General features: G+C 57.3%; 20 protein-coding genes. 8 read left to right on the plus strand and 12 right to left on the minus strand.

All coding sequences use genetic code 11. The features are described 5' to 3' along the window. Window positions 1-4 precede the first annotated feature (4 nt). The 3 genes from AB6K10_RS12090 to AB6K10_RS12100 all read right to left on the minus strand — a co-directional run bounded on the left by AB6K10_RS12090 (window position 5) and on the right by AB6K10_RS12100 (window position 5,160). Complete coding sequence (locus tag AB6K10_RS12090) at window positions 5-2,011, minus strand: TRAP transporter fused permease subunit (protein WP_339118829.1); 2,007 nt, start codon at window positions 2,009-2,011, stop codon at window positions 5-7. 49 nt (window positions 2,012-2,060) lie between these two features. Continuing rightward, window positions 2,061-3,221, minus strand: a complete 1,161-nt coding sequence (locus tag AB6K10_RS12095) for a TAXI family TRAP transporter solute-binding subunit (protein ID WP_339118830.1) — start codon at window positions 3,219-3,221, stop codon at window positions 2,061-2,063. Window positions 3,222-3,456: 235 nt separating this feature from the next. Beyond that, on the minus strand, window positions 3,457-5,160 hold the full coding sequence (locus AB6K10_RS12100) for a sulfate permease (RefSeq protein ID WP_339118831.1): 1,704 nt from the start codon (window positions 5,158-5,160) through the stop codon (window positions 3,457-3,459). 237 nt (window positions 5,161-5,397) lie between these two features. Here AB6K10_RS12100 and AB6K10_RS12105 point away from each other — a divergent pair, with 237 nt between their 5' ends. Next, on the plus strand, window positions 5,398-7,038 hold the full coding sequence (locus AB6K10_RS12105; RefSeq protein ID WP_253016439.1) for a methyl-accepting chemotaxis protein: 1,641 nt from the start codon (window positions 5,398-5,400) through the stop codon (window positions 7,036-7,038). On the opposite strand, the gene rarD is transcribed toward AB6K10_RS12105, so the two are convergent. After that, entirely contained in the window at window positions 7,012-7,917 is a 906-nt protein-coding gene (gene rarD, locus AB6K10_RS12110; protein ID WP_159342071.1) for an EamA family transporter RarD, read from the minus strand. The two genes, AB6K10_RS12105 and rarD, sit on opposite strands and share 27 nt — an antisense overlap. A 72-nt stretch (window positions 7,918-7,989) precedes the next feature. Here rarD and AB6K10_RS12115 point away from each other — a divergent pair, with 72 nt between their 5' ends. Together AB6K10_RS12115 and AB6K10_RS12120 are read left to right on the plus strand one after the other, a co-directional pair. Then, complete coding sequence (locus tag AB6K10_RS12115; RefSeq protein WP_159342072.1) at window positions 7,990-8,805, plus strand: amidohydrolase; 816 nt, start codon at window positions 7,990-7,992, stop codon at window positions 8,803-8,805. Next, entirely contained in the window at window positions 8,805-9,509 is a 705-nt protein-coding gene (locus tag AB6K10_RS12120) for a pseudouridine synthase (protein WP_339118832.1), read from the plus strand. The genes AB6K10_RS12115 and AB6K10_RS12120 overlap by 1 nt, the downstream gene beginning before the upstream one ends. Before the next feature lie 160 nt (window positions 9,510-9,669). Here AB6K10_RS12120 and AB6K10_RS12125 read toward each other — a convergent pair whose 3' ends face one another. From AB6K10_RS12125 to gloB, 6 genes are all read right to left on the minus strand, one after another. Further along, entirely contained in the window at window positions 9,670-11,262 is a 1,593-nt protein-coding gene (locus AB6K10_RS12125; protein WP_339118833.1) for a dipeptide ABC transporter ATP-binding protein, read from the minus strand. Further along, window positions 11,255-12,328 (minus strand): ABC transporter permease, encoded by a 1,074-nt coding sequence (locus AB6K10_RS12130; RefSeq protein ID WP_285263352.1) that lies wholly within the window; start codon window positions 12,326-12,328, stop codon window positions 11,255-11,257. The genes AB6K10_RS12125 and AB6K10_RS12130 overlap by 8 nt, the downstream gene beginning before the upstream one ends. Window position 12,329: 1 nt before the next feature. After that, complete coding sequence (locus AB6K10_RS12135; RefSeq protein ID WP_159342076.1) at window positions 12,330-13,403, minus strand: microcin C ABC transporter permease YejB; 1,074 nt, start codon at window positions 13,401-13,403, stop codon at window positions 12,330-12,332. Between the two features lie 100 nt (window positions 13,404-13,503). Beyond that, window positions 13,504-15,378, minus strand: a complete 1,875-nt coding sequence (locus tag AB6K10_RS12140; protein ID WP_339118834.1) for an extracellular solute-binding protein — start codon at window positions 15,376-15,378, stop codon at window positions 13,504-13,506. Between the two features lie 68 nt (window positions 15,379-15,446). Further along, on the minus strand, window positions 15,447-16,670 hold the full coding sequence (locus tag AB6K10_RS12145; RefSeq protein ID WP_339118835.1) for a transglycosylase SLT domain-containing protein: 1,224 nt from the start codon (window positions 16,668-16,670) through the stop codon (window positions 15,447-15,449). Window positions 16,671-16,700: 30 nt separating this feature from the next. Then, entirely contained in the window at window positions 16,701-17,468 is a 768-nt protein-coding gene (gene gloB / locus AB6K10_RS12150; protein ID WP_339118836.1) for a hydroxyacylglutathione hydrolase, read from the minus strand. 114 nt (window positions 17,469-17,582) lie between these two features. Here gloB and AB6K10_RS12155 point away from each other — a divergent pair, with 114 nt between their 5' ends. Genes AB6K10_RS12155 through nudC form a run of 4 tightly spaced genes read left to right on the plus strand, consistent with a single transcriptional unit; the run spans window position 17,583 to window position 20,358 of the window. Continuing rightward, window positions 17,583-18,380, plus strand: a complete 798-nt coding sequence (locus tag AB6K10_RS12155) for a class I SAM-dependent methyltransferase (RefSeq protein ID WP_285263348.1) — start codon at window positions 17,583-17,585, stop codon at window positions 18,378-18,380. Next, on the plus strand, window positions 18,373-18,858 hold the full coding sequence (gene rnhA / locus AB6K10_RS12160; protein WP_339118837.1) for a ribonuclease HI: 486 nt from the start codon (window positions 18,373-18,375) through the stop codon (window positions 18,856-18,858). The genes AB6K10_RS12155 and rnhA overlap by 8 nt, the downstream gene beginning before the upstream one ends. Next, a complete protein-coding gene (gene dnaQ / locus AB6K10_RS12165; protein ID WP_159342081.1) occupies window positions 18,840-19,589 on the plus strand; it encodes a DNA polymerase III subunit epsilon in 750 nt (249 codons plus the stop codon). The genes rnhA and dnaQ overlap by 19 nt, the downstream gene beginning before the upstream one ends. Further along, window positions 19,582-20,358 (plus strand): NAD(+) diphosphatase, encoded by a 777-nt coding sequence (gene nudC / locus AB6K10_RS12170; protein ID WP_253016423.1) that lies wholly within the window; start codon window positions 19,582-19,584, stop codon window positions 20,356-20,358. Before dnaQ ends, nudC begins: the two co-directional genes overlap by 8 nt. Window positions 20,359-20,365: 7 nt before the next feature. On the opposite strand, the gene AB6K10_RS12175 is transcribed toward nudC, so the two are convergent. Continuing rightward, a complete protein-coding gene (locus AB6K10_RS12175) occupies window positions 20,366-20,677 on the minus strand; it encodes an SCP2 sterol-binding domain-containing protein (RefSeq protein WP_159342083.1) in 312 nt (103 codons plus the stop codon). 171 nt (window positions 20,678-20,848) lie between these two features. On the opposite strand from AB6K10_RS12175, the gene sohB reads away from it, so the two are divergent. Further along, a complete protein-coding gene (gene sohB / locus AB6K10_RS12180) occupies window positions 20,849-21,895 on the plus strand; it encodes a protease SohB (RefSeq protein ID WP_159342084.1) in 1,047 nt (348 codons plus the stop codon). A gap of 29 nt (window positions 21,896-21,924) precedes the next feature. Here sohB and AB6K10_RS12185 read toward each other — a convergent pair whose 3' ends face one another. Next, window positions 21,925-22,245 (minus strand): metalloregulator ArsR/SmtB family transcription factor, encoded by a 321-nt coding sequence (locus tag AB6K10_RS12185; protein ID WP_159342085.1) that lies wholly within the window; start codon window positions 22,243-22,245, stop codon window positions 21,925-21,927. Window positions 22,246-22,250: the final 5 nt, after the last annotated feature.

Here is a 22,250-nt window from a genome sequence, read left to right on the forward strand (position 1 = left end):
GGTATTAAGCGTTGGCAGTGAGCGAACGCTGGTGATGGCGCTGGCTAAGCCGCGCAAGCGCAACGCCTGGTAGCAGCGCCGCTGCGGCCAAGCCAATTAATTCCCACTGGCTGAAAGGCACCATGCCGCCACCGGGCAACGCCAACAGCAGGCCCGCGATGAGCACTAGCGCGCGAATGACGATTTCCTGCAGTGCGCCGTAGCCCAATCGCCCAACGCCCATCAGATACCCTTGCATGGCAGAGGCAAACAGAATGATGCCGATGACTGCTTGGATAAACACGGCAATGATCATCAATGGTTCGCCCTGCATGATCAGCGCGGGGTTCAGCACGAATAGAAAGGGGATAAAGTAAATCACGCTGCCTAGGCGCATGGCCTGCAGGCCAGTTTCCATCGGGCGGGCACCGGCCACGGTGGCAGCGGCAAAGGCACCCAATGCCACGGGTGGCGTGATAAAGCTGAGCATGCCCCAGTAGAGGATGAACATGTGCACCGCCATGGGGTCTAGACCGCCGCCTTGAATCAGCGCAGGGGCGAGCGCCACCGCCAGGAAGATATAGGCCGCAGTGACCGTCATACCAATGCCCAATACAAAGCTAGTGACCGCGCCCATAATCAGCAGTAGCGGTACGCTGCCGCCGGCGATATTGATAAAGTCGTTGGCAATGGTGCCCGATAGGCCGGTCATGGAGAGTGCGCCTACCAACATACCCACGCCCGCCAGAATGGCGATAAGCTCAGCAAATAGCTTGGCCGCTGACGAGAGCGTTTCGGTGACATCCTTCCAGCCCCAGCGGTTCTGCTTAGAGAGCTGGTTGAGCACTAACAGCAGTGCGGTTGCATAGAATGGGGCAACCGCTTCGCGCTGCATGATCAGCAGCATCCATACCAGCAGGCCAAAGACGAAGATAAAGTACCAGCCCTCTTTCAGCGTTTGCTTAATCGACGGTAGCTCTATGGCGGGCAGGCCTTTGATGTCATTGCGCGCGGCATAGGCATCAATTTGAATGAACAGGCCAAGGAAATAGAGAATTGAGGGGATGACCGCTGCCAGCGCCACCGCTGAGTAGGGAATATCCAAGAACATGGCCATCACGAAGGCGGTAGCACCCATCACTGGGGGCATCAATACGCCACCGGTTGAGGCGCAGGCTTCCACACCGCCTGCAAACGAGCGGCTCATGCCAATGCGGCGCATGGCCGGAATCGAGAGCACCCCAGTGGTCAGCACGTTACTAATCACGCTGCCGCTCATGGATCCCATCAGGCCGCTGGAAAAAATCGACACCTTAGCCGGGCCGCCGCGTACATGGCCTAAAAGTGCAAAGGCTAAATTAATGAAGAATTTGCCGCCGCCACTTTTTTGAAGCACCACGCCAAACACCAGAAAGCCAATCACCAAGCCCGCAAAAGCCTGTAGCGGAACCCCCATGATGCTTTCGGTGCTCATGGTGTGGTACATCGCCGTTTCAGGCAGGCTAGAAGGGAATGCTTGGATGGGGCCAGGAACGATGTCGGCTACCAAGGGGTAAAGCGAGAACACCCCGGCAATGATGGCAATCGGCAAACCGCCGGCTCGGCGTGCGGCTTCGATAATCAATAACCAGTAGGCATAGCTGAAATAAATGGCGATATCCGGAGCTGCAAACGCCCAGCCGCGCTCCAGAATGGGAACAGCGTTATACACAAAGTAGCCACCCACGATCAGCGTGACAGCGCTAAGCAGGTAGTCATACCAGGGAATCGATTGCTCCTGCTGGCTGCTTCGCATGGGCCATAGCAGAAACACGAGCGGCAGAAGCAGTGCCACCACTGCATAGTAAAACTGAGTTTCCAGCCCGGTCACGAACGTGAGCAAGCCCCAGTTAAACAGGTAATCCAGCGTCATCATCATCAGTAATACGGTGACGGTGGCAGGCACCCAACGAAGTGCCAGTGGCAGCTCGCGGATTTGGCTGATTTTTTCTTTAACCTGCGGCGTGCTGGCAGGTGCGGTATCGGTGGTCATAGGGCGTTCCATCAATCAGCAGGGGCGGCGAGCGCCGCCCCGTGGCGAGTTACTCGAAGATCGGCTCGAACCCAGCATCGGTGAGCGCCGTGGCGCGGGCGGCCATCCAGTCAGTAGTAAACGTATCGGCATCGCTGGATGCGTCTTGCATAAACTGCTCCCAGGCCTGCATTAATACGTTTTGACGCTCAACGAGTTGGTCTTGGTGGGCCTGCATCTCATCGGTCCACACGTCGATCTCTTTGTAGTACTCCACCACTGCGTCGTGGAATGGGATTACCCACTGTAGATCCTGGTACTCCAGCGCGTAGCCCACTGCACCCGGCGCGTTATCTTTGTAGTCGTCGTAGTTTTCCTGCATCGCTTTGATTAAACCGTAAGCGACATTGTCATCAAGGTCTTGATTCGCCACCACAATGGGGTAGGGATAGCTGGCGCTGGGTACCGGGTTGTCGGCGCTAATGCCGCCTGCACCGGCGGTGACTTCATGGGGGCGGAAGTAGGGTGCCACCGCCGCCATGCGTTCCCAGCCAGCTTCATCGTTAGGGTCAAGCACCGGCCAGCTAACGCCCCGTGGGCTGCTCGCGAGCTGCTGAGCGGGCGGTGTAACGGTGGTAGTGAAAGAGGCGTCCACATCGCCAGCAATAATGCCGTCGAAAGAGCGGGCATAGCCGGGGTAGTCAACCCGTTCAACGTCATCCCAGGTTAGGCCGCCGAAGGCAAGGTACGCCTCAGTGCCTTTGTTCAGGGCATCATCACCGCGAATATAAGCAATGCGTTTGCCTGCTAAATCGGCGGGGGTTTCAACGTCCAAATCACCCGCCACGGCCAGTGACAGACCAAACGACGCGGTTGAGGTGGTAATCACGCGCAGCGGCTGCGGGCCCCAGTCGCGGTCGGCAAACATCATGACCCCTTCGGCGCCGTAGTAGCTGGCGATACCGCAAGCGCACAGGTCAACGCGACCCTGTTTGAGGGGCGTCATACGGGAGACATCGTTATCGCCAGGCAGAATGCGCACAGAAGAGTCGTACTTATTCTGCAGCATATTGCCAATGGCAACGGCCTGGGCGTAGCCGCTGGAGTTGGTGCCGTAGGCGGTCCAGGCCATGGTGCTGGGGAGTTCTACTTCGTTGGCGTGGCTGACCGCCACTCCTAACAGCGAGAGCGGGAGGGCAGCGATTAACAGGCGGTGAGCAAACGGACGCATTGAAATGCTCCTTTATTGTGGTTGCTTCTATTGTGATTGTTGCTTTTGGACTCGTTACGTTCAGTTACTTTATGTTTTGCTATGCGGTATTTGGTTTTGCTAAGTGGTCGAGTGATAGTAGGTAAGGCCAGAGAGGCTGTCAACGCTGTTCTCATAGGCGGCTACAAATAGTCCTTAGCACAACGTAAAAAGCCAGGCGGTTGCCTGGCTTTTCAATAAGTTATGATTCTTAAAGCTAAGAAAATTCGCGCCATGCCGCGTAGGTGCTTAAAAATACTCGCCCGGTTAAAGCATCCAAAAAGTCACTTTTTTTCAACTGATCCATCACCGGTCCTTTCACCTCTGACAGGTGTAGTTTGACATCGGAATCCTTCAAGCGAGCATTGATGGCATCCAGGCTCTCTAAAGCAGAGGCATCAATCAGGTTGACCGCTGAACAGATCAGCACGACATGCTCAAGCTCCGGGCGGCTGGCCACCAAGTTGTAGACGGTGTCTTCAAGATAACGGGCATTGGCGAAGTAAAGGCTTTCATCGATGCGCAGCAGGGCTGCGTTGCTTACCGTCTCCACATCGTGCCGCTCTATGTTGCGAAAGTGCTCGGTATCCGGCACCCGGCCAACTAACGCGCTGTGGGGGCGGCTGGTGCGGTACAAAAAGAGCGCGATGGAGAGCGTCACCCCGCCGATAATGCCTGCTTCGATCCCTTCCACTAGCGTCAACAAAATGGTGACCGCCATGGCGGCAAAGTCGCTGCGGGAGTAGCGCCAGGTCTGGCGCAGCATGGGGATATCCACCAGCGTTAAAATAGACACCGTGATGGTGGCGGCAAGCGTTGCGATGGGCAGATAGTAAAGCCATCCGGTAAACGCCATCGTCACCAGCGCAATGCCGAGCGCGGCAAAGGCCCCAGCAGCAGGCGTTTGAGCGCCCGCATCGTAGTTGATGACGGTGCGGGATAAGCCGCCTGTAACAGGCATGCCGCTGGTCAATCCTGCCGCTAAGTTGGCGGCTCCTAAGCCAATTAGCTCCTGGTTGGGAGAGATACGCTGGCGCCGTTTTGCCGCCAGCATCTGCCCCATAGAGACCGATTCCACGAAGCCTACCAAACTGATCAGCATGGCGGGGATAAGGAGTGCCCGCCAAAGTGATACGTCGCTCCAAGGAAAGCTCAAGGCGGGCAGGCCACTGGGAATGGTGCCAACGACGGCTACACCCTCGTTGTAGGCGAGCTGCCAATACCACGTGGCCAGGGTGGTGATGATCACGGCAAACACCGGGCCTGCTTTGGTGATTAAATCAGCGAGTGTGGCAGGCAGGCCAAGTTTGATGAGGCTCTTCTTGCCGAAGCGGCGCATCAGCACCAGAAAGAGCAACGTTCCTCCACCGATGGTCATGGTGTAAGGATTGTAGGTAGATAGGTTGGGTAGCAGCGTCATCAAGCGTTCGACCAACGTAAAACCGCTGCTGGCGACGCCTAACAGGCTGCCCAGCTGGCTGACGGCAATCAATATGCCTGACGCGGTCAAAAAACCGGATATGACCGGATGACTCAAAAAGTTGCTAAAAAAGCCCATCTTCATCGCGCCCATGGCAACCAACAGGGCACCGGAGAGCAATGAAAGCACAAGGGCCGCCTGGAGATATTCGGGCGAGCCCGGAGTGGCCACCGAAGAGAGGGCTGCCCCAGTCATCAGTGCGATGATGGCGACGGGCCCCACGGCCAAGGTTCTGCTGGTGCCCATCAAGGTGTAGAGCAATTGCGGCAAAATGCTGGCATACAGCCCCACTACCGCTGGAAGGCCTGCCAGTAGGGCGTAAGCCAATGACTGCGGTATGACCATGACGGTCACGATCAGCCCCGCCAGAAGATCGGCTCCCAGCAAACGCTTGTGGTAATGAGGTAGCCAATTGAAGATGGGCAAATAGCGTTTGAACATAAGCTCCTAGGCGTTCGCCACGTCAGTATGAAAGCAACAGCAAAAACGAAGGCAGATAGTTTAGCGCGTTATGTCCTCAATAACGGCATGGTTGGGTTATTTCCCCGTACTGCGCTCTTCCCCCAAAGTGCTACTTATTTCATTAGCATAAACCGTTAAGCTGACTGAGAAAGTGGGAATCTCCCCTATCGCATCGTCTTACGACTCAACAACGTCAATTACAAAAGAGTGCACCACATGCGACTACTTCGTTGGCTAGTGCCACTGCTCTTGATCATTACGGCGACTTGGCTGGTATCGCTTCCTGGACCATGGCCTTATGCGGCGATGGTATGCGCTTTGTTGGCAGGAATGACGGCTGTCGTAAGTGCCCTCTATGGCATTTATAACGCGGGTCAGCAACAGTTGGAACGCACTGCGCTATTCAAACCCCTGCGTGATTATGGATCCCTTCGGGCCATGGCGTACCGACTGATGAAGCGTGCCAGCAGTACCGCCATTGCCTCGGCAGAAGTGTCTCACTACGCCGACCTGATGGCTCAGCGATTGGGCAAGCAGGAGAGCATGGCGAGCGAGGCGTCCTCAAGTATGAGCGCGATCAACACCGCCATCGTGCAGGTCAGCGCCAGCGCCTCTCAAGTGGCTGCACTGGCTGAAAGCGCTCGTCAAGCTAGCCACCACAATCATGACGAGCTGACGGATATCATTCAGGACATGACCGACGTGGCCGAACGCTCCAGCCAAGCATTGGAGATGCTGACGGCGCTCAACGATAAAATCGAGCGGGTGCGGAGTGTCACCTCGATGATCGAAGACATCGCAGAGCAAACCCACCTGCTCTCCTTGAACGCCTCCATTGAAGCGGCGCGCGCTGGCGAACACGGGCGTGGGTTTGCCGTGGTGGCGGGGGAGGTTCGTAACTTAGCGATGAAAACCTCTACCGCTACTCAGAGCGTCGATGATCTAGTGAAAGACATGCATCAAAGCGGGCAAAGCGTGGTGGTCACGATGAACGATCTGATGACCCGCGTGCGAGAGCGCTCTCAAGGTATGCAGCGTGTCGGCAGCAGCCTAGCGACGATCACGGAAGAGTTCGATCAAGTCGAGCAAGAGATTACCAGCGTGGCGGAGGCCATGAGCAGCACGAAGGCGCACAGCCAGACCGTCGCCGACAGCCTACGGCAGTTGGAAGAGGACGTGGACGAAGGTAATCGCAATATGCACGAGCTGGCCCTGCAAGCGCGGGCGCTGATGGATGCTGCCGAAGGCGTCGATGGCGAATTGGCACAGCAGCGATTGCTGGGGCGGCACCAAACGGTATTCATGGCCGCCCGCCGTACGGCCGACCGCATTGGCAAGCTGTTCGAAACGGCCATTGCGCAAGGCACATTATCAGAAGCGGCGCTGTTTCAACCCGACTACGCTGCCATCAGTGGCACCCGTCCGCCGCTGTACCATACCGGCTTCGACCGTTTCACCGACCAACAGCTGCCCACGCTACAAGAGCCGCTGCTTAGCGAGCATGGTTTGAGCTATGCGATTGCCTGCGACCGCAACGGATACGTGCCGACTCACAACGCTGCAGTGAGCCGCGAACCCACCGGCGACTACGACCACGACCTTAAGTATTGTCGTAGCAAACGAATTTTCGACGACCCGACTGGCAGTCGCTGCGGTGCGCATGAGAAGCCGCTGTTACTACAAACGTACAAACGCGATACCGGAGAGATCATGCATGACCTCTCTGTGCCCATCTATGTCAACGGCAAACACTGGGGCGGCTTTCGAGTGGGGTATCAGCCCGACAAAGAGACCGCCAAGCCGGTGAGCGAGGAGCCAGCACTGCCAGCGTCAAACGGCCGCTTGGCGAGGGCGTGACTGCCAGGATGACCAAGAGTAGAGTGCCAGTCCTGTCCAAATCATTACAAAAGTGGCGAGTTGAATCAGGCCCAGCGGCTCACCAAAGATCGTCAGTGCAATCAAAAATTGAATGCTGGGGTTGATGTACATCAAGAATCCCAGCGTTGCTAAACGTAGACGGCGGGCCGCGCCTGCAAAGGCCATGAGGGGCAGGGCGGTCAAAACGCCACTCACGACGAGAAGCGCAGACATAGGGACATCGTGCAAGAAGTGCGATGTTCCCTGCCAACTCATCCACGTTAACGCGACCAAGGCCAGAGGAAAAAGCAGCAGCGTTTCCACAAAGAGGCCGGATAAGCCATCCAACGGAACCTGCTTGCGAAACAAGCCGTAGCTACCAAAGCTCAACGCGAGCAGCAGACTTATCCATGGTAATTCCCCCAGCATGACGAACTGAATGGCAATCGCTAGGCTGGCAAGGCCCAGGGCCACCAACTGCAATTTAGCCATCACCTCTCGCAGTACTAACATGCCGAGTGCGACATTCACCAACGGCGTGAGAAAGTAGCCTAAACTGGCTTGCAGTACCTGCTTACTCTCCACTGCGTAAATATAGATACCCCAGTTGAAGGCGATCAACAACGCACAGGCCAGCACCCGTCCCAGGCGCTTGGGTTCGATCAATGCCGCTACCACCGGCGGCCAGCGGCGCAGAACACTGATCAATCCGACCAGAAATAGGCATGACCATAAAATCCGATGAATCAAGATTTCGAGCGCAGGAATCCCATCGAAGAGAGCAAAAAAGAGCGGAAAACACCCCCACATGGTGTAGGCCGTCAAGCCGAACATAACGCCTTTGACCGCTTCAGGGTCTCGTGGAGCGGATGGAAGCATAGCAGCCTCATTAAGTAAAAATGCTAATCTAGCACACAATTTACAAACACACCGATGCAAAGGAGACGCGGCATGAGCCAATTGAAAACCAGCCTAGTGCAGTGCGATTTACGCTGGGAGGATCCGCAAGCCAACCACACACATTTAGAGGCGCTGCTCGGTGAACTGGATAGCCGTGATACGGACGTGATCGTGCTGCCCGAGATGTTCGCCACTGGCTTTACGATGAACTCCAGAGAAATGGCGCAGCCCATGGCGGACAGCCAGAGCGTGGCTTGGCTGCAGGCTCAAGCGAAGGCAAGAGGATGCGTCATGACTGGCAGCGTCGCCGTTGTGGATGATGGCCAATATTTCAACCGTATGGTGTGGGCAACTCCCACTGGGAATGTAAGCTACTACGACAAGCGCCATCTGTTCCGCATGGCTGGTGAGCACGAACGCTATGGCATGGGCAAGCAGCGTCACATCGTCGAACTCAACGGATTCAAGCTTCAGTTAAGTGTGTGTTATGACCTGCGTTTTCCCGTTTGGATGCGCCAGCAGCCAGCAGAAGGAGAGCATTTCGAGTATGATGCCATCTTGTGCGTGGCTAATTGGCCCGCTCCTCGGCGGCATCCGTGGCGTACGTTGCTACAGGCGCGCGCGGTGGAAAACCTCGCTTACGTGGTGGGCGTTAACCGCGTGGGTGAAGATGCCAAGGGGCTGGCCTATAGCGGCGACTCCATGCTGGTCGATTTCAAAGGGGAACCGCTGATCGACCATCCCGCCCATACTCCGTTTATTGAAACGGGGACGTTAGATAAAACGGAACTCGATGCCTTTCGTGACAAATTTCCTGCCTGGCAAGATGCCGACCGCTTTTCGTTGCTGCCAGGAGTGGGGCAATAATGCGCCTTGATCGTTTTCTAAGTGAAACCACGCTGTTAACCCGCAGCCTAGCAAAACGTGCGCTTAAAAACGGAGAAGTGACGCTCAACGGTGAGCCTATCAAACAGGCGGCCACCCAGGTAGATACCGGGAATGACGAAGTGAAACTCAATGGCGAACGGCTCGCCTTAGTGGGACTTCGCTACGTGATGATGCATAAACCGGTAGACGTGGAGTGTACTGCTCGTCGGGGGCTCTACCCACGAGTCATCGACATTATCGACTTACCGAAAGTGGAGCGGCTGCAGCCCGTAGGGCGTTTAGATGTGGATACTACCGGCCTGTTACTACTGACCGATGACGGCCAGTGGTCTCACCGAGTGACCTCGCCACGCCACCGCTGTGCCAAAGTCTACATAGCGGAGTTGGCCGAGCCGATGGAAGGTGAGGCCGCACAGTGGGCGGTAGATCAAGTCGCGCAAGGCATACTCTTGGACGGTGAAGAAACGCCGACACAGCCTGCCACGCTGCGATTTGTGACCCCACAGCAGGCAGAGCTGACCATTACGGAAGGGCGTTACCATCAGGTGAAACGCATGTTCGCTGCTTTAGGCAACCACGTGAATGCGTTGCACCGCCGCTCGATTGGCGATGTGGTACTGCCTGATGATTTGGCCCCAGGTGAGTGGCGGGAGCTGACGGCAGAAGAGATTGCCAGCTTTTAAGCGCTGATGATCCTCAATACGCCGCCTTGGACGCTATATCCATAGCGGCGTTTTTGTAGCGAAGTAGGTCCTCATATTTATACCGTTATCTTGTATCCATCACTTTCGATTTGCCCACCCGAGTCATATTGACCCAACCGAAAATAAGTGAGGCAGAAACCTAGTGCAGATGTGCGGCTTCGATCAGCGCTTTGGTGTAGGCATGCTGAGGAGCGGCGAGCACTTCTAGACAGTTGCCTTGCTCCACCACGTCGCCATCTTTGAGCACCATGATGCGGTGAGCCATGGCGCGCACAACGGCAAGATCGTGGCTGATAAACAGATAGCTAAGCTGGCGGCGTGCCTGTAGCTCTCGCAGCAAGATCACCAACTGCTTTTGCACGGTGCGGTCAAGGGCAGAGGTGGGCTCATCAAGTACCAGAAGCTCTGGCTCCAAAATAATTGCCCGCGCCACGGCAATGCGCTGGCGCTGTCCGCCAGAAAACTCGTGAGGGTAACGAGCCGCGCAGCTCTCCGGTAAACCGACTTCACGCAGGGTGCGATGTACGCGTTCAGCGATGTTTGTCTCGTCTAAAGCGGGGAAGTGAAAGCGTAGCCCCTCACTGACGATATCGAACACCGGCATACGCGGCGAGAGAGCGCCATAAGGGTCCTGAAACACCATTTGAAAACGGTGGCGCTGACGTCGAAGCGCATCGCCAGAGAGCTGACTCAATGGCGTATCGCCCAGCTGCGCGTCGCCCTGGCTTGCCACCAAACGCATGATGGCGGAAGCGAGGGTCGTTTTGCCGGACCCGGACTCTCCGACGATGCCTAGCGTTTCACCCGGTGCAATGGTCAGATCAGTGGCCTTCAACGCGTCAAAGGCAGGCGGTTGACGTTGAAACAGTCGCGTTTTGGGCCGTGGGAAGCTCACGCGAAGCTGCCGTGTGGTCAACAAGGGCATCGTATTCGCAGGTTCTGCGGGTCGGCCTTCGGGCTCGGCGGCAATCAGCGCTTTCGTGTAGTCACTTTGTGGTTGGCTGAAGACCTGAGCAACGCTGCCGGTTTCTTGCACCTTGCCTTGGTACATCACGCAGACACGGTCGGCATGGCGGCGGACGAGGTTCAGGTCGTGGCTGATCAGCAGTACCCCCATGCCATGGTGGTCGCGCAGCTCTTTCAAGAGCGCAAGAATGTCTTGCTGCACGGTGACATCGAGTGCCGTGGTAGGCTCATCGGCAATCAATAGGGCGGGGTTGTTGGCAATGGCCATGGCGATCATCACTCGCTGGCGCTGACCGCCAGACAGTTGATGGGGCCATGCATCCAGCAACTCCTCGGAGCGAGGGAGTTTGACTTGTTCCAAAAGCGTTTTGGCTCTCTGCCGCGCCGCTTGCCCGGTCAAGCCTTGATGCAATCGAAGAGTTTCGCCAATTTGTTTGCCGATGCGATGCAGCGGGTTGAGCGATGTCATGGGCTCTTGAAAAATGAAGCCCACCCGGTTGCCGCGAATGCCGTTCCAATCACGTTTGCTCAGCGTGGAGAGGTCGCGACCTTCCAGCCAGCGTTGGCCGCGCACCTGTGCATTGCTGGGCAATAGATCGATGGCCCCCAGCGCAGAAACCGATTTGCCCGAGCCAGATTCTCCTACGATGGCCAGCGTTTCACCCGCCCTCACTGAGAGCGATAGGCGGTCTACGACGGTTTTGCCGTCGAAGGCCACCGTTAGCTCATCGAGCTGGAGGAGCGGTTTGGCAGTGGAGTCAGACATGGGTGGCTTCCTGGGCAGTGGTAGAGCGCTGCTTGACGTGGCGCGGGTCAAAGGCGTCGCGTAATCCTTCGCCGATGAATACCAGCAGAGACAGCATGATGGCCAAGGTCATGAAAGCGGTAATCCCCAACCAAGGAGCATGTAGGTTATTCTTGCCTTGAGCCGCTAGCTCGCCTAGCGACGGTGACCCAGGTGGCAGGCCGAAGCCTAGAAAGTCCAGCGCCGTCAGGGTGCCAATCGCGCCGGTAAAAATGAACGGAATGAACGTCAATGTGGCCACCATGGCGTTGGGTAACACGTGTCGCCACATGATCAATCGAGAGGGCAGGCCCATGGCTTTGGCGGCGCGAACGTACTCCAAGTTACGGGCGCGCAGAAATTCGGCGCGCACGATATCCACGAGCCCCAGCCAGGAAAAGAGCAGCATGATGCCTAACAGCCACCAAAAGCCCGGCTGCACGAAGCTCGCCAGAATAATCAACAAAAACAGTACCGGCAGGCCAGACCATACTTCGGTGATCCGCTGGCCGATCAAGTCAACTTTGCCGCCAAAATAGCCCTGCACACCGCCCGCGAAGACACCAATCACCAACGATCCTGCCGTCAATACCAATGCAAACGCGACGGAAAGTCTGAAACCATAGATCACTCGGGCTAGCACGTCGCGGCCTTGATCATCGGTACCCAGCCAGTGGCGATGGTCAGGCGGCGCTGGTGAAGGCCGCGTCATCTGCATGTCCAAGGTTTGATAAGAGAACGGAATGATGGGCCACAGTGCCCAGCCGTGTTCGCTAATTTGCTGCTGAATGAAGGGGTCCAGGTAATCGGTGCGGGTCGGTAGAAAGCCGCCAAACTCCGTTTCTGGATACTCCACCAACAGCGGCACATACCACTGGCCGTCATACTGCATGACGATAGGTTTATCGTTGGCGATCAGCTCGGCAAAGAGGCTAACGAGAAACAAAACGCCGAACAGCCACAAAGAGACGCGAGCGCGGCGATTGTCTCGAAACGCGGCGAGGCGGCGCCGCGTGATGGGCGAAAGGCGTGAAGTGATCGCGTGCATATCAAGACTCCCTCGACGCAAAATCGATACGTGGGTCGACCCAGACGTAGGTCAAATCCGATACCAGCTTGAGCAAAAGGCCGATCACGGTGTAGAGGAAGAGCGTGCCGAAAATGACCGGATAGTCGCGTTGCATGACTGCTTCAAAGCCCAGCAGGCCCAGGCCATCCAGTGAGAAAATCACCTCGATCAGCAGCGCGCCGGTGAAGAAAATACCAATCATGGCAGAAGGCAGCCCCGCGATGATGATCAGCATGGCGTTGCGGAACACGTGGCCGTATAACACGCGCTGCTCATCGGCGCCCTTGGCGCGGGCGGTCAGCACATACTGTTTGTGTATTTCGTCAAGAAAGCTGTTTTTGGTTAGCATCGTCAGCGTGGCAAAGCTGCCAATCGAGGCCGCGATGACGGGAAGGGTGATATGCCAAAAGTAGTCCTTTACCTTTCCCCAGGTAGAGAGCTCGGCAAAGTCGGGCGAGGTCAGCCCGCGCAGCGGGAACCAGTCCAAGTAGGTGCCTCCGGCAAATAGGACGATCAGTAGAATGGCGAATAGGAAGCCGGGGATGGCGTAGCCCACGATCACCAGTCCAGATGTCCAGACGTCGAACCGTGAGCCGTGGCGCAGGGCTTTGCGGATGCCCAAAGGAATGGAAATCAGATAGACCAGTAAGGTGGTCCACAGGCCGAGAGAAACCGAGACGGGCAGACGCTCGATCATGAGCTCGATCACCGGTCTATCACGAAAGAAGCTGGTGCCAAAATCGAAGGTTAGGTAGTCAGCCATCATACCGATGAAGCGTTCGTGGGCGGGTTTATCGAAACCAAACTGCTGCTCTAGCTGCTCGATGAAGCGTGGATCGATGCCCCGTGCGCCTCGCGAGTCATCATTGACCTGGACATCCGCACCGCCCATGTCCAGCCGCGTGCTGGCCATGGCGTTGGCACCTTCGAAGCGCGCCAGCATTTGATCGATCGGCCCGCCTGGGGCGGCTTGGACAATCATGAAGTTGAGCAGCATGATGCCGAGCAGCGTCGGAATCATCAGTAGCAGTCGGCGTAAGGTGTAACGTGCCACAGCGCACTCCACGAAAGGATGACAACGAGCAGTGGTTGTCAGTAATGGTTGTCAGCGATCGATATCAGCGTTCATGCCAAGCGTCCAACCGCGCGATTCCCTAACGACGGCGGAGACGTTGCTGCAGTGCTGCTTCGCGTTCGGTATCTACCCACCACGCATCGAGGTCCATGGCGTAGTCAGGAAAAGGCTCGGGATAGCCAAATTTATCCCACACGGCGATACGTGTCTCGCCAGAGTGGTAGTGTGGAATGACATAAAAGCCCCAGCGCAGCACGCGGTCAAGGGCGCGCGTTGCAGTATCCAGCGACTCCCGGTCATCCGCGCGGATAAGGTCTTCCACCAGCGCATCCACGGCAGGGTGGGAAAGAGCCATACGGTTACGGCTCTGGGGCGCTTCGGCAGCGGCGCTGGTCCAATAATCACGCTGCTCGTTACCAGGGTTGTTGGATTGCGGGAAATGGCTGATGACCATGTCGTAGTCGTAATCCCGCACCCGGTTGAGGTACTGGTTGATATCGACGATCCGCATGGAGGTCTGAATGCCCAGGCGCGCCATGTTGCGTAACATCGGCTGGACCACGCGCTCCAGCCCGGCGTCATACAGCAGCACCTCGAGCGAGAGTGGACGCCCCGCATCGCTCACCAGCACGCCATCCTCGACCCGATAGCCCGCTTCGCGCAGCAGCTCCAACGCCAGTCGAAGGCGCTCACGCAACTCGGTAGGGTGTTCGATAGGCAGGGGGGCGGTAAACAGTCGATCCGATTGGTGCGACGCCAATAGCTCGTCACGGTAGGGTTCCAGCAGTGCCAGCTCCTCCTCGGAGGGCTTGCCGACCGCCTCCATTTCGGAGTTTTGAAAGAAGCTCTCGGTGCGAGCGTAGGTATCATAGAAAATGTTGGTATTGAGCCAGGGAAAGTCGAAGGTCAGGCTTAGGGCTTCCCGCACGCGGGGATCCTGGAATTTTTCTTTACGCAGGTTGAACACGAACGCTTGCATCATCGACGGGTTGACGTCTGGCACGGTGATGCGTTTTATCAGCCCGTCTCGGTAAGCAGGAAAGTCGTAACCAATCGCCCACGTCGCGGCACGCGCATCGATACGGAAGTCGGTTAACCCCGCTTTGAAGGCCTCCCAGGCGATATCTCGATCCCGGTAGTATTCATATACCACGCGGTCGATGTTGTAGCGCCCGACGTTAACGGGCAGGTCTTTGCCCCAGTAGTCGTCGTCACGCTGATAGACGATCCGGCGTCCCGGGTCGACCTCGCTAATACGGTAAGGGCCAGAGCCGGGATGGGCGGCCAGCGTCGGGGTGCTAAAATCACGCGGTTCCCAATAATGGCGGGGCAGGATGGGTAGCTGTGCGACGATTAGTGGCAGTTCGCGAGACTCGGTGTCGTTAAACTCGAAGCGCACCTGATGCTCGTTTAGCGCGATGGCTTTTTCGACGCCTGCATAGTAACTGGCGTAGAACGGATTGCCCTGTTCGCGAAGGAGATCGAACGTAAACACCACATCGTACGCTGTGAGGGGCTCTCCATCCTGAAAGCGTGCCTGTTCGCGCAGGTCGAACTCCATCCAGCGACGCTCGGGGTCCAGGCGCACGCCTTCCGCGACCAGCCCGTAAAGGCTGAACGGCTCGTTGGGGTTGCTGGCCATCAGCGTGTCGTAGATTTGCGAAATGCCAGTGGCCGGTGTGCCACGGATAATGAAGGGGTTGGTCGAATCGAAGCTGCCGCCCACGGCAGTATGCGTGATGGAACCGCCTTTGGGCGCCTGCGGGTTGACGTGGGGGAAGTAAGCGAAATCGTCAGGCAGCGCCGGGCTATCGTAGAGCGATAGCCCATGCACGGTCTCGACCGGCGCCTCGGTGGCGGGAGCGGCCCTCTCGTCCGAGGCCCATAGCGAGCAGCTCAGCAGCAGAGCGCTGATCAGTAACACCGTATTCTTAAGCATGACGCTGCGTGCCATCGGTAAACTTCCTGTTGTAACCCTGACTCGTCGTGATACCACCCTAATACGGATTGTTGCCGTTTCTGCTATTGGCCCGACAGAGACAGCAGCTGTCCCGGCTGAAGTGCTTCCGGGCGCTCGATGGCATTCCAACGGATGAGGTCTTGCTGATCGAGATTATACTGTGCGGCAATCGTTGACAGGTTATCGCCCCGCTCGACACGGTGCACGTCCGGGGTGCTGGTCGAGGCCAGCGCCGTGTCATTGGATTGCGAAAGCTGAGCTAACACCTGTGTATCCACTTCCTCAGGCACCAGAAGCGTTTGTGCGCTGCGTGGGTCGAGGCTGCCATTGAGCAGTCCAGGGTTTAGCTCGGCCAGCGCGGATCGGCTGACATCCAACAGTTGTGATGCTTGTGCCAAGCTGACCGGCTGCTCCAACTGCACTTTGGCGAAGGCGGGGTCAGGATGGATATCCGGCAGTTTGACGCCGTACTTCTCAGGCTCGTTGATGATGGTGGCAATCGCTTTGAGCTTGGGCACGTACTGCATCGTTTCATGCGGCAGGGATAGATCCCAATACTTGCCTGCCAGCCCTTGGCTCTGCGCCAGGCGCTGAGCGCGATTGACCGTCCCTGCGCCCGCATTGTAAGCGGCTAGCGAGAGCATGAGATCTCCCTCGTACCACTCGTCGGCCTGCATTTCGAGATAGTCCAGCGCTGCTTCCGTCGAGGTCACGACATCGAGGCGGCCATCGTAATGACCGTTGCGCACCAGACCCAATGCATCGCCGGTGCCGGGCATGAACTGCCACAGACCCGCCGCGCCGAGATGGCTGCGCGCGCTGGGGTCGAAGGAGCTTTCGACGAAGGGAATCAAGGCGATCTCACCCGGTAGACCTCGGCCGCTTACCTGTTGGGCAATCCAGGCAAGCCAAGGTGTGGCCCGTTCGGTGATGGCCGCGATGTTCTCTGGGCTGGAGCGATAATACTCGATCCACTCATCGACTCTTGCCTGTGCATCGGCAGGCAGGTCTTTCTCTTGCCATTGGAAGCTGGCGCGCAGCGAGCTCCAAGCATCCTGGGGCTCCAGTACCAGCGATTCCCAGAAGTGGTGATGCAGCGCCGTAGGCTGAAAACGCGTTGCGCTGCGTTGGCCGCCATCCGTGGTGGCGTCGTTGACGGTGGTGTACGTCAAGTTTGGATCGGTAGCAGAGGCTTGCGAGCTTGCTGCCGCGGCCAAAAAAAGGCCCATTACTACGGTGCTCCCAGCGCTTAGCAATAAGCGCTGGCGAATCGTTCGATAGGTCATAATTGGGTTCGTGTCTAATCGATAGCGTTCTTAAAAACGGTTCTTCCACTCCCGAAGAGTGGTGAACGTAGCGAGTTCATCATGGTTATCCCCCTGGGTGCCTGCTGCTTGGCGCACGCTATCGGTGCCCACACGCAGGTAGGGGTTGATGGTCAGCTCGCGTCCTATCGTGCTGGGTAACGTTGGCCTGTCCAGTGCCCGCGCTTTCTCACACTCCGGCAGCGCGTGCGTTACAGCGTCATTCTCCGGGTCGGCAGCACGTGCAAACGCGAGATTCGCCTGCGTATATTCATGCGCTGCAAAGACCAGCGTATCCTCAGGGAGTTCCGCCAAGCGATTCAATGAGCTGAACATTTGCTCGGGCGTGCCTTCAAAAAGGCGTCCGCAGCCAGCGCAAAAGAGCGTGTCGCCGCAGAACAGTAGGGCGGGTATACCCGCTGTAAAATAGCTGATGTGATCCAGCGTGTGGCCCGGTGTGGCCATGACCTCGAACAGGCGACCCATGATACGTACCTGATCGCCGTCGCCGACACGCTCATCGATCCCCTGGATCGTGGGGTTGTCGGGTCCGATCACGCGGGGAGAGTAGCGTTGGATCAGCGTGGCCAAGCCACCAGTGTGATCTTGATGATGATGGGTGATCAGGATGGTGTCGAGGGTGAGCGACTCACGCTCTAGAAACTCGATGACAGGCGCTGCCTCACCGGGGTCCACCACGCAAACGCTTTGACTGGTATCCTGTCTTATTAGCCAAATATAGTTGTCGCTTAGGGCGGGTATCGGTGTCACGCTCATCATGGGCGAGATCCTTTAAATGCTAAAAATGCGTAACGTTCTATGATGCACGGTCGTGCGCCAAAACGGACGCATAAAGACGTTAAAAAGCCGTTACTGTGGAGGGAAGCGCCGTTTATGTCAAATTCGCCAAAGGCCATCAGCCTGGCCCAGCGCATGACCAACGCGCAGGCTTACTGGCAAACCGACGCCGGGCGCGCGCTTTGGGAAACACAACGCGCCTGTTTAGGCCCCGTGGTCGAAGGCCGTAAAGGCGGTCACAGTTTAGAAATGGGCATGGGGCCAGCGATGATGGATATGTCGGCCATCGCCCACCCGATCCGTTGGGCGCCCAGCCTATCCTTGGTGGAAAGCAGTGCCACCTTGGTCTGTCCGCCGGATCAATTGGCGCTGCCCGACCGCTGCTTGGATACCGTGGTCCTTCATCATTGGCTGGAACATCTTCCAGAGGCCCATTACACGCTGCAAGAAGCCGCCCGTGTCACGGCCGATAATGGGGTGCTGGTCCTGTTTGGCTTCAACCCCCTTGGCTTGAACGGGCTTACACAGCGCTGGCGCAAGCAGCAGGCGAACTTTCCTTGGAGCGGTCAATGGCGCTCGGCGAACCGTCTCAAGGATTGGCTGGCGTTTGTCGATTTTGAGGTGGAGCGCGTAGACTACTGCTGTTTTCGTGGCCCAATGAGCGCCGCCTGTGGTGAACGTTGGGAGGCGCTGGGCAGGCGGCATAACGTACCCTTGGGCGAAAGCTATATGATTCAAGCCAAGCGACGCCAGCGCCATGCCCCGATTCAGCGTGTCAAATTTGGCCTGCGTGCACCTGTGGCGCCCTCATCACTGGGTGTCACCCGCACGGACGCCCCCTGGCGTTACCCGCAGAGCCAACGTCGTCTACAAAAGGAAAGTGAACGTGAGTAAGCAAGCAGCCGAGGGGCTGCCCCAGGTAACGGTGTATACCGACGGGGCCTGTCGAGGAAATCCGGGCCCGGGTGGCTGGGGGGTGGTGCTGGAAAGCGGCCCCCACCAAAAGACCTTGAAAGGCTATGAAGCCGAGACGACGAACAATCGTATGGAGTTGATGGCAGCCATCATGGCCCTGCGCACCTTGAACAAGCCATGCAGCGTTGCACTGTGGACCGACTCGCTGTACGTGCGCCAGGGCATTACCCAGTGGATTCATAACTGGATCAAGCGCGGCTGGAAAACGGCAGCCAAGCAGCCCGTCAAGAATGCCGAGCTGTGGAAGACCCTCCACGAAGAGACCCAGCGACACCAGGTAGATTGGCATTGGGTGAAAGGGCATAGCGGCCACCCAGGCAACGAGCGTGCCGATGAATTGGCCAACGAAGCCATCGACGAACATGAGAGGAGTGCGGCATGCGCCAAGTCATCTTAGATACGGAAACCACCGGCATTGACCCCAAAGACGGCCACCGTTTGGTCGAGATTGGTGCCGTCGAGATGATCAACCGCCGGTTCACAGGGCGTACCTATCATCAGTACATCAACCCTGAGCGCCATATCGATGCAGAAGTGGTGGCAGTCCACGGTATCGATGACGCCAAAGTCGCCAACGAGCCGGTCTTTGCGGAGATCGCTGATGCGTTTTGGGCGTTCATCGAAGGCGCCGAACTGGTCATTCACAACGCGCCCTTCGATGTCGGATTCATCGACCATGAGCTAGGCATGCTCAACAAACGCCGCCAGGCCCCCGCTTTAGGCCCGGTGCGCGATCACTGCCGCATTCTCGATACGCTGGTCATGGCTCGCGAGATGCATCCCGGCCAACGTAACAACCTGGATGCGCTGTGTAAGCGCTACGATATCGATAACGGACATCGGGTGCTTCACGGCGCACTGCTCGATGCCGAGATACTGGCCGACGTGTATCTGGCGATGACTGGCGGTCAAACCGCGCTGACGCTGGATGCCGATAGCGGTAGTGACAAGCGCCAGCAAAACGAGGCGAACGAGGGCCTCTCGGTAAGCCGCCTGTCGCTGTCGCCTGGGCAGTTGAGAGTGGTTCGTCCAACCTCAGAAGAGCGTGCGGCCCACCAAGCCAAATGTGAAGCGCATCAGTTGCGCTGGTTTCAAGAGTCGTTAGACGGTACCGCTGCCGATGCTTAAGCGCCTGATTCCGCACCATGCCAAAGAAGGACGCGTGATACGCGTGTCTCGTAGCCACATTGCGCCTGCTCCTTTGACGGGCGAGCTGACACCGCTGCAGCCGTTTCAGCCGTGGACCGAGCAGATGCAGCCTTTGTGCTACTGGCACGATGAACCCGTCGCACTGTCAGTGGAAAGTCAGCCTGGGGATGACTGGATCGATGGGCGACAGTGGCTGGGGGAGCTGCCCGCGTCGTGGTTTAGTTTGCTATCGACGGCTCTGCAAGTGGGGGCATGGCTGGAAAATCATCGCTTTTGCGGCCGCTGTGGCGAGAAAGCCACCAAGCTCGAGGCCGAATTTGCGATGCATTGCCATGCCTGCGGACATCGCAACTATCCGCGTATTTCCCCGTGCATCATTACGCTAGTCACTAGTGGAGAAGCGATGCTGCTGGCGCGTAGCCCGCGCTTCCCGCCAGGGCGCTACTCTACGCTGGCGGGCTTCATCGAGCCTGGAGAGTCGGCCGAGGAGGCCGTGCATCGGGAAATTTTCGAAGAGGTGGGAGTCCATGTGGACCAGCTGCGGTACCACCATAGCCAGGCGTGGCCCTTCCCGCATTCATTGATGTTTGGCTTTTTTGCCGAAGCCACCACCAAGCGGATCAAGATCGACGGCGTGGAAATTAGCGATGCGGCATGGTTCTCGCCGCGGCAGCTGCCGGCGCTGCCGCCGCCTTTCTCGATTTCTCGGGACTTGATTGAAACGCACCTAGCGAAATGGCGCGATTAACAATAGCTTACTCGCTAGGGAACAGGCTGGTCAGTTTGGTGGCCAGCATGACGTTGCCGGTGGCTTTCAGTTTACCGGTCATGAACGCTGTCATGCCGTTGATGTCGCCATTCATGATGCCCTTCAGCGTATCCGTACTCATGCTCAGGCTCACCGAAGGGTCGTCGTGCTCGCCTTCATGCACGCCCAGCGTACCGTCTTGAATGTCTAGGTAGTGACTGCCCGCATCCGAGAAGTGAAACTGGAAGACTTCGTTCATGCCTTTGGCCGCATCGGGATTAAAGCGGGCCTGCAACTTTTCGAGCGTAGTGGATGACATAGGGATAATTCCTAAGCGTTAAGTGGGTCACAAAAAGGTCATGCCTGACGTGAGACTATTTCAAACATTTGTTTTAATCAAGCCTGATATACCAAGTGTGCGGCTTAGACTGACGACGTGGCAAAAAAGTAACCGTTTTAAACGTTTAAACACAGCAAAAGGAGAGTGACGATGGCTGAATGGCTCGCAGAAATGGGCACATTCCTACTGCAAACGACGCTGATCATGTCAGCCGCCGGGCTGATATTGCTCATCGTTTTGCGCAGCAAAGAGAGTAACGAACAAGGCCTGAAGCTACACGTCGAGTCGCTCAACGACCAGCGTCGGACTCGCCATCGCCGGCTTCGCGTCACGACCACCGCCCAGGGCGCACGCAAAAAGCTGTTGAAGGCGTTTCGCCAGGAAGAGAAAGCGCGACAAAAGGCGGCCAAGCAGGGCAAGAGTGATGACCAGACGCGCCAAAAAGTATGGGTGTTGGATTTCCATGGAGATATCAAAGCCTCGCAAGCGGAGCAGTTTGCCCAGGAGGTCTCTGCGGTCATCGAGATCGCCAGCGCCGACGACGAAGTCATCGTCAGGCTCGAATCGGCAGGCGGCTTGGTACATGCCTATGGTCTGGCTGCTGCTCAGCTCGACCGGTTGCGTCAGGCAGGTCTGAGCACGACCGTATGTATCGATAAAGTCGCGGCCAGCGGCGGTTATATGATGGCCTGTACCGCCAACCACATCAAAGCCGCGCCGTTTGCGGTCATCGGCTCGATTGGTGTCGTGGCGCAAGTCCCCAATATCCATCGCTTGCTCAAGCGAAACGACATCGACGTAGAACTGCTGACCGCGGGTAAATACAAGCGCACGCTGACGGTGTTGGGGGAAAACACCCAAGAGGGGCGGGAGAAATTCATCGATGACTTGGAAAACACCCACCGCTTGTTCAAAAACTACGTCTCCCAACACCGCCCAGAGATGGACATCGAAAAGCTCGCCACAGGCGAGATTTGGTATGGCAGCGAAGCCTTGGCGCAGAAGCTGGTGGATAGCGTCGGTACCAGTGAGGCTTACCTGGTAGAGCGCATTGCCGAGGCGCAGGTGTATCGTGTGCGGTTAGAGCCGCCGAAAACCATCAGCCGTAAGGTAGGGTTGGCGATCTCGGCGGGCGTAGAGCATGCCATGGTAAAAGCCCTGGGTGTGATCGATGCGGCGGGGTGGCAGCGTCGTTAACAGTGCGATAAGCGAACGATGATGATGCGTTATGCCGCGTAGTGTTGCGCCAGGGTGGCAATGATCGCCTTGGCGCTGTCGCTACTTAGGGAGTAATAAATGGTTTGTGACTCCCGCCGGGTATTGACCAGCTGGTCGCGACGTAAAATCGCGAGATGTTGCGACAGTGCTGATTGGCTCAATGAAAGTTGCTGGTTGATCTGCGTCACCGACAACTCTTTTTCCGCCAACAAGCATAGAATTTGTAACCGTTTTTCGTTGGCCAGCGCTTTGAGCAAATGCGTGCCTGCCTCGATGGCGTGACCGTTATGTTCCAGAAGACGTGCAGCGGCGCTAGTAGAAGCAGACATGAAGT

It is taken from the genome of Halomonas sp. BMC6, from assembly GCF_964204995.1.
Lineage (GTDB): Bacteria > Pseudomonadota > Gammaproteobacteria > Pseudomonadales > Halomonadaceae > Vreelandella.

Bases quoted from the DNA above. Each gene is read 5' to 3' on its own strand.
- AB6K10_RS12115 (WP_159342072.1), top strand. From the start codon at position 7,990: ATGAGCCAATTGAAAACCAGCCTAGTGCAGTGCGATTTACGCTGGGAG.
- rarD (WP_159342071.1), bottom strand. From the start codon at position 7,917: ATGCTTCCATCCGCTCCACGAGACCCTGAAGCGGTCAAAGGCGTTATG.
- AB6K10_RS12095 (WP_339118830.1), bottom strand. From the start codon at position 3,221: ATGCGTCCGTTTGCTCACCGCCTGTTAATCGCTGCCCTCCCGCTCTCG.
- dnaQ (WP_159342081.1), top strand. From the start codon at position 18,840: ATGCGCCAAGTCATCTTAGATACGGAAACCACCGGCATTGACCCCAAA.
- AB6K10_RS12185 (WP_159342085.1), bottom strand. From the start codon at position 22,245: ATGTCTGCTTCTACTAGCGCCGCTGCACGTCTTCTGGAACATAACGGT.
- AB6K10_RS12105 (WP_253016439.1), top strand. From the start codon at position 5,398: ATGCGACTACTTCGTTGGCTAGTGCCACTGCTCTTGATCATTACGGCG.
- AB6K10_RS12120 (WP_339118832.1), top strand. From the start codon at position 8,805: ATGCGCCTTGATCGTTTTCTAAGTGAAACCACGCTGTTAACCCGCAGC.
- AB6K10_RS12125 (WP_339118833.1), bottom strand. From the start codon at position 11,262: ATGTCTGACTCCACTGCCAAACCGCTCCTCCAGCTCGATGAGCTAACG.
- sohB (WP_159342084.1), top strand. From the start codon at position 20,849: ATGGCTGAATGGCTCGCAGAAATGGGCACATTCCTACTGCAAACGACG.
- AB6K10_RS12175 (WP_159342083.1), bottom strand. From the start codon at position 20,677: ATGTCATCCACTACGCTCGAAAAGTTGCAGGCCCGCTTTAATCCCGAT.
- AB6K10_RS12155 (WP_285263348.1), top strand. From the start codon at position 17,583: ATGTCAAATTCGCCAAAGGCCATCAGCCTGGCCCAGCGCATGACCAAC.
- gloB (WP_339118836.1), bottom strand. From the start codon at position 17,468: ATGATGAGCGTGACACCGATACCCGCCCTAAGCGACAACTATATTTGG.
- AB6K10_RS12140 (WP_339118834.1), bottom strand. From the start codon at position 15,378: ATGGCACGCAGCGTCATGCTTAAGAATACGGTGTTACTGATCAGCGCT.
- AB6K10_RS12090 (WP_339118829.1), bottom strand. From the start codon at position 2,011: ATGACCACCGATACCGCACCTGCCAGCACGCCGCAGGTTAAAGAAAAA.
- AB6K10_RS12130 (WP_285263352.1), bottom strand. From the start codon at position 12,328: ATGCACGCGATCACTTCACGCCTTTCGCCCATCACGCGGCGCCGCCTC.
- nudC (WP_253016423.1), top strand. From the start codon at position 19,582: ATGCTTAAGCGCCTGATTCCGCACCATGCCAAAGAAGGACGCGTGATA.
- AB6K10_RS12145 (WP_339118835.1), bottom strand. From the start codon at position 16,670: ATGACCTATCGAACGATTCGCCAGCGCTTATTGCTAAGCGCTGGGAGC.
- AB6K10_RS12100 (WP_339118831.1), bottom strand. From the start codon at position 5,160: ATGTTCAAACGCTATTTGCCCATCTTCAATTGGCTACCTCATTACCAC.